This window comes from Lentzea sp. NPDC004789 (assembly GCF_053601075.1).
The window spans coordinates 480,847-491,331 of the sequence record NZ_JBSGBE010000005.1; the positions used below are offsets into that span (position 1 = coordinate 480,847).

Genomic DNA, 10,485 nt, shown 5'->3' on the forward strand with positions numbered 1-10,485 from the left:
TGAGGGGACCGGGCGGTCAGGTCCCGATCACGGAGTTGTCCTCCTTGCGGATGACCACCGTCGCGGACCGGGGCCGGCCGGCCGGGTCGAAGTCGGGCCAGTTGCTGACCGCTCGCGGGTTCTGCGGCGTCGGGATGCCCCACGCCGGTGTCAGCTCGCCGGGGTGCTGGATGTTGACGAACATCGTCCGCCGGTCGGGCGTCATGGTGATTCCGGTTATCTCACACCCTCGCGGGCCGACGAGGAACCGGCGGATCTCCCCGGTGTCCGGGTCGCAGGCCAGCATCGCGTTGTTCCCGAAGCGCTCGTGCCCGCCACCGGGAACGTTGAGCACGTAGTTGGACACATCGGTCTGGATCCACAGCCGGCCGTCGGGGTCGAACCACAGCCCGTCGGGCGAGCCGAAGAGGTTCGTCTCGTCCAGTTGCACGCTGCCGTCGTACTCGGGGTCGCCGCCGAGGACGAACACGTCCCAGGCGAATGTCGTCGCGGTGTTGTCGGCGCCGGTCTCGTGCCACCGGATGATGTGTCCGTACGGGTTGGGTGTCCGCGGTGTGACCTCGTGCCCCCATCCGGATCCGTTGGACAGGCAGGCGTAGACGGCCTTGTCCGCCGGGCGTACTGCGATCCACTCCGGTCGGTCCAGGGCGGTGGCGCCGACCGCGTCGGCCGCCTGCCTGGTTCGCAGCAGGACGTCGGCCTGGTCCGACCAGCCTCGGGCCGGGGTCAGCGGGCCCTCGCCGAAGCGCAGCGGCAACCAGCGTCCCGTGCCACCGTCGTCGAACCGCGCCACGTAGAGGGTGCCCTCGTCCAAAGGGCTCCTGCCCCTGGCGCGCATCGACCGCCACGGCGCCGCGCTGACGTACTTGTAGATGTACTCGCCGTCCTGGTCGTCGCCGCTGTAGACCACGATGTGGCCGCGTGACTCGGTCACCGTCGCGCCCTCGTGCTTGAACCGGCCCAGCGCGGTGCGCTTGACCGGGGTGCTGTCGGGGCGGAACGGGTCGATCTCGACGATCCAGCCGAACCTGTTGGGCTCGTTGGGGTTGAGCGCCACGTCGAACCGGGGGTCGGCCTGGTGCAGCCGATAGCCCTGCCCGGTTCGGGAGATGCCGTACCGGGACTGCTCCGGTCGCGGTGTCCAGGCCGGGTCCTCGGTGCCGAAGTAGATGTTGAAGTTCTCCTCGCAGGCCAGATAGGTGCCCCACGGCGTGACACCCTGCGAGCAGTTGTTGAGCGTGCCACGTGGCCGGCCGGCCGCACGCAGCGCCGGGTGGTGGCCCGGGAGCGGGCCCGAGTACGCCATCGGGGTCGTGCCGTTGATGCGGCGGTTGAGCGGCGAGTCGATCAGCCGCCATCGACCGTCGTGCAAGGCGATCTCCAGCACGCTGACGCCCAGGGCGGCGAGGGTCTTGTCCGACTTCTCCCGGGTCATGACCTCGTCGCCGTCGGCGTGCAGGAGAGTCCGGTCGGTGTACTCGTGGTTGATCACCAGCACCCCGCGTCGACTGCCGGCGCCTCGGGGAAAGAAGTGCATGCCGTCGTGATGCATGCCGACCTGCAGAGCCTGGTCGGCCGCGGTGTTGGTGCCGTCGGGGCGCCAGGCCGGACCGGTCGAACGAATCGGCGTTCCCCACGGGACGATCACCTCGGCGCGATATCCGGGCGGCAGCGTGAGCGCGTCGTCGGCGTTGGCCGCCACGGCCGCGAAGCCGAGCAGCCCCGCCGGTGACCGCCCGGCGTCCGCCGCCGCGGCCGGCTCCTCGCCGGCCGTGACGAGGAATCCCGCGGTGGCGGCCATCGCGCCGCCTCGGATCAGCGTCCGGCGCGAGATCCGGGCGGCCAGGACACTGCTGAACGCCCGGTTGGCCGACGGATTGGAACTGCGGTCTTCACTGTCCACTGTGGACTCGCCGGTTCGCTCGTTGTTCATCGGCCAGAGGCTACGGACGATGCGTTCGACGTTGAAGTGGCGCAACATTGGCGCACACCGACGGTCCGCGGCGTCGCCGTGCGACTGGCGATCGTCGCGGTTGTACGCCGGCGCTCAGCGCGCGAGCCGAGCGGCGAGCTCGGCATTGGTGTTCGCGAAATCGGCCCAGTCGGCCGGGGATTCGGCCAGGTACCGGCGCGCGCCCGCGCGCGTGCACGAACGCTGGGTCCACGTCCGGAGGCGCCCCGCGCGGATGTGGAAACCGACCAGGACGCCGTCGGACCAGCCGTACACGTCGAAGTCGCGGGGTTCGGAACTCGTGACGCGCTGGGGGCAGGTGATCCAGTCGAGGGCCACGATCTCGCTCTGGATGCGGCCGGCCAGTTCGAACGCCAGTCGCGCGGCGGCGTCGTCCCGCCGTGCGTCAAGCCGGGCGCGGATGTCCGCGACGGCCGATGGCTCGCGTCGCAGGATGGCGACGAGTGCCTCGACGAGTTGCTTTCGGTGACTCGGGTCGATCGCGAACTTGCCGGCCATCTCCTGCTCGGCGCCGCTGAGGGCGGTGCCGCTGTACGCCAGAGGCAGCACGCGGTGCAGGGCGGCGACGGCCAGGCGCGCCTTGAGACCGCCGAGATACGGGCCGAAGTGGTCGTCGCCGCCGGCCCTCGGCGCGGCGTGGACGACCCTGAGCCGCGGCGCGGAGAGTTGGGCGTCCAGGTGCAGGTAGACGACGACCTCCTGCCCCTGGGTCCGGTTGCCGGCGGGCAGCTGCTCTTCGAGCAGGTTTCGCTCCAGCCAGGCCGCCTCGTGTTCGGAGTCGCACCGGACCGCCTCGATTCGAGCGATCCGGTCCACCATGGGGGCGAGATGCGCCCGGTCGCGCAGGTCCGACCAGTACGAGGCGACGCGGCGCCTGAGGTTCGTCGCGCGGCCGACGTACAACACGCTCTGGTCGCGGCCGCGGAAGCGGTACACGCCGGGGGAGTTCGGCAGGGCGGCGACGGCCGCCCGTGCCGCCGTGGTCATCGGTGCGCTCGCCGAGTCGGCTTCGATAGCGGCAACACGGGACAAGTATGGCCGTGCCGGGTTCCCGGGGTCAGCAGCGCACCCGTGCATTGGTGATGGTTGCGGCTTCGGCGGTTCATCGACCAACGTGCCGGAGACTTGATCGTCCTGCGCAGCGGAAGGTTGGCGGATGAAGTTCACCGACGGCTACTGGCGCACGCGCGCCGGCGTGCGCGCCATCCATCCGGAGCACGTGCGGGATGTGGTCGTCGACCCCGGATCGATGACGGTGCACGCTCCTGCTCGCCGCGTCGCCCACCGCGGCGCCACGCTCAACAATCCGCTGGTCACCATCACCTGCTCGGCGCCGGCACCGGACGTGATCGCGGTGCGGATCAGCCACTTCGCCGGTCAGCGACCCCGGCTGCCGAGCTTTCCGCTCCACCGCGACGCCGCCGCCGAGGCGCGGATCGTCTCCGGTGACCGGGAGGCGAGCCTCAGCTCGGGTGCCCTCACCGTGCGGTTCGACCGAGGCGAACACTTCGGGATGGAGTTCCTGGCCGCCGGCGAGGTGCTGACCCGCAGCGGGCGTCGCGGGATCGGGATCATCGAGACCGATGCGAACGAGCACTACGTGCACGAAGGTCTCACCCTCGGAGTGGGGGAGACCGTGTACGGCCTCGGCGAGCGGTTCGGGCCGTTGATCCGAAACGGGCAGAGCCTGGACATCTGGAACGCCGACGGCGGTACGGGCAGCGAGCTCGCGTACAAGAACGTGCCCTTCTACCTGACGAACCGCGGTTACGGAGTTTTCGTCAACCACCCGGGCAACGTCTCCTTCGAGGTCGGTTCGGAGGTCCTGTCGCAGGTGCGTTTCAGCGTGCCCGGGCGGTCATTGGAATACCTGGTCGTCCACGGGCCGACGATCGACGACGTGTTGCGCAAGTACACCGCCCTGACGGGTCGCCCCGCGCTGCCACCGGCGTGGTCCTTCGGTCTGTGGCTGTCCACCTCGTTCATCACGACGTACGACCAGCAGACCGTGACCGGGCTGGTGGACGAGATGGCGGAACGGGATCTCCCGTTCTCGGTGTTCCACTTCGACTGCTTCTGGATGCGCGAGTTCCACTGGTGCGACTTCCGCTGGGACCCGGTCGCCTTCCCGCGACCGCGCGCGATGCTGGACGAGATGCGTCGCCGCGGGCTGCGGACGTGCGTGTGGATCAGCCCGCACATCGCGGAACGGTCGGAGCTCTTCGCCGAGGGTGCCGCAGCCGGCTACCTCGTGCGCCGGCCCGACGGCGACGTCTGGCAGACCGATGACTGGCAGGCGGGAATGGCTCTCGTCGACTTCACCAATCCGGACGCCCGCGCCTGGTACGCGGACAAGCTGCGTGCTCTGCTGGACATGGGCGTCGACGCCTTCAAGACCGATTTCGGCGAGCAGATTCCCACCGACGTGGTCTGGCACGATGGTGCCGACCCCGAGCGGATGCACAACTTCTACAGCTACCTCTACCACCGGACGGTCTTCGATCTTCTGCGCCGGCACCGCGGCGAGGGTGAGGCGGTGCTGTTCGCGCGCTCCGCCACCGCGGGCGGCCAGCAGTTCCCGGTGCACTGGGGCGGCGACTGCGAGTCGACGTTCGAGTCGATGGCCGAGAGCCTGCGCGGTGGGCTGTCACTGGCGATGTCCGGCTTCGGTTTCTGGAGCTCGGACATCGGTGGATTCGAAGGCAGTCCGGACCCCGCGCTGTTCAAGCGGTGGCTGCCGTTCGGCCTGCTCTGCTCCCACAGCCGGCTGCACGGCAGCTGGACCTACCGGGTGCCGTGGCTCTTCGACGAGGAGTCCGTCGACGTGCTGCGCCTGTTCACCCGGCTCAAGGCGCGTCTGATGCCGTATCTCTACGGCCTCGCGGTCCGGGCACATCGCGAGGGAGTCCCCGTGATGCGGCCGATGGTCGCGGCGTTCCCCGACGATCCGACCTGTGCACACCTGGATCGCCAGTATCTGCTGGGCGACCGTCTGCTGGTGGCTCCGGTCTTCACCGCACACGGCGAGACCTCCTACTACGTGCCCGACGGCAGCTGGACGGACTTCCTCACCGGAGCCCGGATCACCGGTCCTGGATGGATCCGGGAAACCTGTGGTTTCGACCGCGTGCCGCTGCTCGTCGCGCCGAACTCGGTGATTCCGGTGGGATCCCGGGACGACCGCCCGGACTACCGGTACGCGGACGGCGTCACCCTGCGCGTCTACGAACCGGCCGATGGATGCCGTCTACAGGTCCAGGTGCCGGCCCAGGACGGGACGGACGACGTGTCCTTCGACGTCGTCCGGGACGGGGCCGAGGTCCGAGTGACGAGGCAGGGGCCGGCCGCGCCCTGGAACGTGCTGTTCATCGGGCACCAGCACGCCGGCGGGGTGCGGGGCGGCTCCCTCGAGATCAGCCCGCTCGGTGCACTGGTCACCCTCGACGGGGGAACCGACGAGTGCCGGCTGACGCTGCGATCGTGAATCGGGCGAGGGCTCGGTCCCTCATCGCGTGGACAGGAGTGCGGCGAGCCGGGAGAGCGGGATGGGGCGCGCGAAGTCGTCCGGCACGACACCGCCGCGTCCCATGTCCTCGAGGCGCCGGATGATGGCGGGCACGACCGCGAGTGAGGCTCCGGCGTCGAGATAGCTGGCGGCCATGTTCCACGGTGCGGCGCCGGCGTTGTAGGCGCGCATGGCACTGCACAACGCCTCCTCCTGGTCGCCGGCCGGAGCCCGAGGTGGGACGTCCCGCCCGGAACCGGTGGCGAGCAGGCGGAGTTCACGCCATGCGGCCGGGTCGTTGGGGTGTCTCGGGACCCCGGCGAAGACGTGAAAGTGGTGCGGGCAGACGAGAGCGGAGGTCGGCACCAACTCGGCCAGGATGAATTCCCGAAGTTCCCGCGGGCCGAGCGCATCGTCGCGGGCACCCACGAAGGCGACCAGGCGACTGCCTTCCGGAAGCGACTCGACACGGACGTGCGATGCGGCGACGCGCGGATGGCGATCGAGAGCTGTGCGTGTCTCGACCAGGCTCACCGGACATCTGTCGATGACCGGGGCCGGCACGCGACGGGACCCGCCCAGCCGCTTCAGGCATCTGATCATCTGGGCGAAGTCGACGTCCGGCTCCTGCACGGCCAGCCGGATCAGCTCCTCCGGGCCGCGCATCAGCGTTTCCATCTCATCGGTGCGCAACACCGCACCGTTGAACCCCGCTTCGACGAACAACTGGGTGTGGTCGAGCGTCGCCGCGAGGTACGCGTCCATGCCGACCGCGTCCTTCGACGAGTGCGTCTGCTCCAGCCAGAGTTCGGTGGCCGGCTCGGCGGTCGGCCCGGTCGCGGAAAGTCGGCGGAGACCGTCGCGCATGGTGAAGTTCACGGTCGTGCCGGCGGCGAACGTGGTGCCGCGCCGGGCGGCCTCCTGCGCCTCGGCGGCGCGCAGGTCGAAGAAGTCGACCACACCGTGCCGCTGGGCGGCGAGCGTTTCCCCGCCAACGCGTCGAACCACCTCGGAGAACCGGGGCCGGTCGGACAGATCCAGGGTGGTGAACAGGATCCGGTGAAAGCAGCCGACCACGTCGGCGGACTGGACCGTGCGACCGGAGTGGTGCGACCTGATCAGGACCACGTGGTGACCGGAGAGCATCGCGACCACCACGTGCACAGCGGCCAGGTAGAGGATGGCGGGCGTGGTCCGGAACCGCGTCCCGGCGGCGGCGAGGAGGGCGGGTGCGGTCCGGGAGGTCAGGCGGGAGCTGTACACCGGAATGTCGGTGTGACCGGCGTGGTCGAACATCCGGCTGGGCGCGGCCCGCAACTTCTGCGACCAGTGACGCAGCGCCGCGTCCCTGGCGGCCTGCGCGCCGGGCTGTCGTTCGAGCGCCACGATGTCGAGCGGCTGCAACCCGGCCGGCTTCGCCGGGCCCGATGGCGAACGCTCGGCGGTGGCGTTGAGGATCTCGATGAACTCCTTGCTCAGCACCTGCATGCCGCGTCCGTCGATGACCACGTGCGAGAAGGCCATGACGACCTCGACCACGAGATCGTCCTCGATGACGAGCCAGAAGCGGGCGGGAAAGTCCGTCAGGTGGTCGAAGAGCCTGAGCAGCCAGACCTCGCTCATGAAGGACTCGCGCCGGGCTCGTCCCGGTAGATCCTCGATGCGGACTCGTTGCTCGTCCGCCGGGTGCACGACCTGTTCGGTGGTGCCGTCGGCGGCGAAGTCCAGGGTCGTCCGCAGCGCGTCGTGCCGGGCCACGATCGCGTGCAGGGCGGTCACCACGTCGGCCCGGAACATCGGCCGGGGGAGGTCGACGACCTGACGTGCGATCGAGGTGACGTCTTTCCACCACTCGTGCGACTGGCTGGCGTTGAGCGGCCCTCGCCGCTCCGGCGCACCTGCCACCGGCATCCCTCCACAGTGGACTTAGCAGAGCGTTGCACTGCTCCGCTGAACCGTCAGGCCAGGGCCACGAACTTCGCTTTCGGCGAGTTCCCGCTGACCTCTGAGTCGCCGCGAGACCGAAGTGACTTCACGGTGCCGGTACGGGCGCGAACGTCGTGGTGGGCACGATGGTGGCGCCGGCGCCGGCGTTCGTGATCGACAGCGTGAGTTCGAGGACGTGCAGCGCGTGGTCCACCGGCAGGTGGGAACGGTCTTCACCGGCGGCGGCCGCCGCCAGGTCGGCGATGCCGCGCGCGAAGTCGTAGCCGCGGTAGTCCTCGTGGCATCGAGGTTCGACGCCGTCGGACAGCAGCGGCAGCACGACAGGCTCGTCGTGCGGCCGGGTGACGGTGACCCGCGACCCGAAGTGTCCGCTGTCCTCAAGCAGGAGAGTGCCCGCGTCGCCGTCGATGCGGCACGACTGATCCCTGGCGAACGCCATGCTGGAGGTCAGCCGCGCCACCACGCCACTGCCGAAGGTCAGGCACGCCACGGAGAAGTCGGGCGGCAACGGCGCCGTTGAGTCCGTCCGCAGACCGGCGGTGTTGGTCAGGAACTCGCCCACCGGCTTGACGCCGGCGTTGAAGGCGTTCGCGTGCACGACCGGACCGAACACCGCGGTGAGCCAGGAGAGGTGGTACGCGGCGTGCACGATGGTCCATCCGGTCGAGAACTCGTCCTCGTACGGGAACGGGGCGCCGGAGTTGCTCACCCACTTGTGGGGCGAGTCGTGCAGGATCGTTCCCGCGTCGAGTTCGGCGTAGACGAGCCGCGGCGTGCCGATGACTCCGTCGCGGACCGCGCGCCAAGCCGTCTGGATGGAGGGGCCGAGCAGGTTGCAGGGTGCCGAACTCAGCACGAGACCTTTGCTGGCCGCGAGCTCCTTCAGGCTGATCGCCTCGTGGAGGTCGAGCGCCAGCGGCTTTTCGGAGTACACGTGCTTTCCGGCCATGAGCGCCGCACGGGTCACCTCGACGTGGCTCGCGGGGCTGGTGATGTTGGCGACCACCTCGACGCCGGGGTCGTCGAGCAGAGCCTGCAACGACGAATACCCGGCGAGACCGTGGTACCTGGTGAACTGCTGCTGGCGCTCGAAATTCCGGTCGTACACGCCGGCTATTTCGAGCGAGGGGTGGTTCGGCATGGTCATCACGTAATAGTCGGCGGCATAGCCACATCCGACGATCGCTACTCGCATGGCTGTCTCGTCCCTGTGTGATCGACAGGCAGCAGAAGGAGGAAAATCTGGCGTGGACCGTTTCGAGGATGGTCCGCCGCTGGGCTGAGATTCTGAGCGCCGGCCGGAACCATCTCAACGGGCATCGAGCTCAGTCAAGGCGAAGCCGGGGCTCGCAACGACCGTCCCATGTTCAACCGCACAACTTCCGCACTTGAACGCGGGCGGAAGAGCAGACGTCGGTCAGGCGGTACCGGCCAGCTCGTCCAGCGACTTCGCGAGCTGGGCCACGGTGGCCGCCTCGAACAGCAGTTCCAGCGGAAGGTCGATCTGGTAGTGCTCCTGCAGCCGCCACAGCAGCTGCATCACCAGGAGCGAATGGCCGCCGAGTTCGAAGAAGTTGTCGTGCACGCCGACTCGGTCGACCTCCAGCAGTTCCACCCACAGGCCCGCCAGCAATTGTTCTGTCGCGGAAGCCGGGGGCTCGAACCCCACCTCCAGCTCGGGACGTTCCACTGGCGCCGGCAGTCCGCGTCGGTCCAGCTTTCTGTTCACCGTGAGCGGCAAGGCCGGCAGCCACACGAATGCCGATGGCACCATGTATTCCGGTAAGACCTTCAGCAATGCAGTTCGCAATTGTGACGTGTTCGGCGGTACTCCGGTTCCTGAGGCGACCAGGTACGCCACGAGTCGCCGTCCGGCCGCGGCATCGTCCCGGGCGATCACCACCGCCTCTCCCACTTCAGGCAAACCGGTCAGTACAGACTCGATCTCGCCGGGTTCGATCCGATGGCCGCGAATCTTCACCTGTTCGTCGGCGCGGCCCAAGAATTCGAGCACGCCATCGGCGCGGAACCGGCCCACATCTCCGGTCCGGTACAACCGGCCACCCGGCTCGCCGAAGGGATCCGGCACGAAACGCGCACCCGTCAAGCCCGGCCGACCGAGATACCCCCGGCCGACACCGACTCCGCCCAAGAACACCTCACCCGGCACCCCGGCCGGAACCGGTTGCAACCAACCGTCCAAGACGTAGACCCGCATGTTCGCAACCGGTCGGCCGATGTTCGGCTGCGGTGAGTCGCTGATCCGGGCCACCGTCGTGTCGATCGTGCATTCGGTGGGTCCGTACGAGTTCCATGCGGTGACGCCGGGCAGCTCGTGCAGCGTCTTCCACAGTGCGGAGTCGATCGCCTCGCCGCTGACGAGGAAGGTCGACGGCACTCGCGGCAGCTCGGTGAGCCCCTGCCGGAGCAGTGGTTCCAGCTGCGTCGGCGTGCACTCGAGGACGTCGACCGGGTTCTTCTCCAACCAGGCCAGGAAGCTTCTGGCGGCCATTCGGACGTTTTCCGGCACCACCACGATTTCCCAGCCGTGACACAGGGACAGCAATGTGTCGAGCGACTGGTCGAAGGCGATCGACGCGTTGAGTGCGACACGGCCAACGTCGTGCTTCGGCGTCCAGCGCAATTCGTGCGCGAAGTTGGCGAGCCCGCCGTGCTGGATCATCACGCCTTTCGGCCGGCCGGTCGAACCCGACGTGTAAATCACGTACGCCAGATTCTCCGAATCGACCCCTGACGCACCCGCCGCCACCGGAGCGGAAGCTTCGATCACCGGCCAGTCACGATCCAGACACACCACCTCCCGGCCCGCCTCGGCGCCCAAACGTCCCGCCAGACGCTGCTGCGTCAACACCACCGAAACGCCGGTGTCCGCCAACACGAAACCCAGCCGGTCCGCCGGATACTCCGGATCCAGAGGCACATACGCACCCCCTGCCTTCAGCACCCCGAGCAGCCCCACCACCATCTCCACGCCACGTTCCACGCACAAACCGACCAGAACCTCGGGCCCCACGCCCAAGCTCCGCAAGTGACCCGCGAC

General features: G+C 68.9%; 6 protein-coding genes. 1 reads left to right on the plus strand and 5 read right to left on the minus strand.

Going from position 1 to position 10,485, the window contains the following annotated elements; genetic code table 11:
• Nucleotides 1-16: 16 nt before the first annotated feature.
• A complete protein-coding gene (locus ACWEIJ_RS15145; protein WP_449837753.1) occupies nucleotides 17-1,933 on the minus strand; it encodes a PhoX family protein in 1,917 nt (638 codons plus the stop codon).
• Between the two features lie 114 nt (nucleotides 1,934-2,047).
• A complete protein-coding gene (locus ACWEIJ_RS15150) occupies nucleotides 2,048-2,959 on the minus strand; it encodes a GIY-YIG nuclease family protein (protein WP_449837754.1) in 912 nt (303 codons plus the stop codon).
• Nucleotides 2,960-3,128: 169 nt separating this feature from the next.
• Here ACWEIJ_RS15150 and yicI point away from each other — a divergent pair, with 169 nt between their 5' ends.
• The gene (gene yicI, locus ACWEIJ_RS15155; RefSeq protein ID WP_449837755.1) at nucleotides 3,129-5,456 is read left to right on the plus strand and encodes an alpha-xylosidase; all 2,328 of its coding nucleotides are present in this window, start codon (nucleotides 3,129-3,131) and stop codon (nucleotides 5,454-5,456) included.
• A gap of 21 nt (nucleotides 5,457-5,477) precedes the next feature.
• Here the strand turns inward: yicI and ACWEIJ_RS15160 are convergent, their stop codons facing one another.
• The 3 genes from ACWEIJ_RS15160 to ACWEIJ_RS15170 form a co-directional block, all read right to left on the minus strand.
• Nucleotides 5,478-7,388 carry a condensation domain-containing protein gene (locus ACWEIJ_RS15160; protein WP_449837756.1) on the minus strand — a complete coding sequence of 637 codons (1,911 nt, stop codon included), beginning with the start codon at nucleotides 7,386-7,388 and terminating at the stop codon, nucleotides 5,478-5,480.
• Nucleotides 7,389-7,509: 121 nt separating this feature from the next.
• On the minus strand, nucleotides 7,510-8,619 hold the full coding sequence (locus tag ACWEIJ_RS15165) for a Gfo/Idh/MocA family protein (RefSeq protein WP_449837757.1): 1,110 nt from the start codon (nucleotides 8,617-8,619) through the stop codon (nucleotides 7,510-7,512).
• Nucleotides 8,620-8,841: 222 nt separating this feature from the next.
• Nucleotides 8,842-10,485 (minus strand): non-ribosomal peptide synthetase (locus ACWEIJ_RS15170; RefSeq protein ID WP_449837758.1); only part of this gene is annotated, 1,644 nt, incomplete at its 5' end.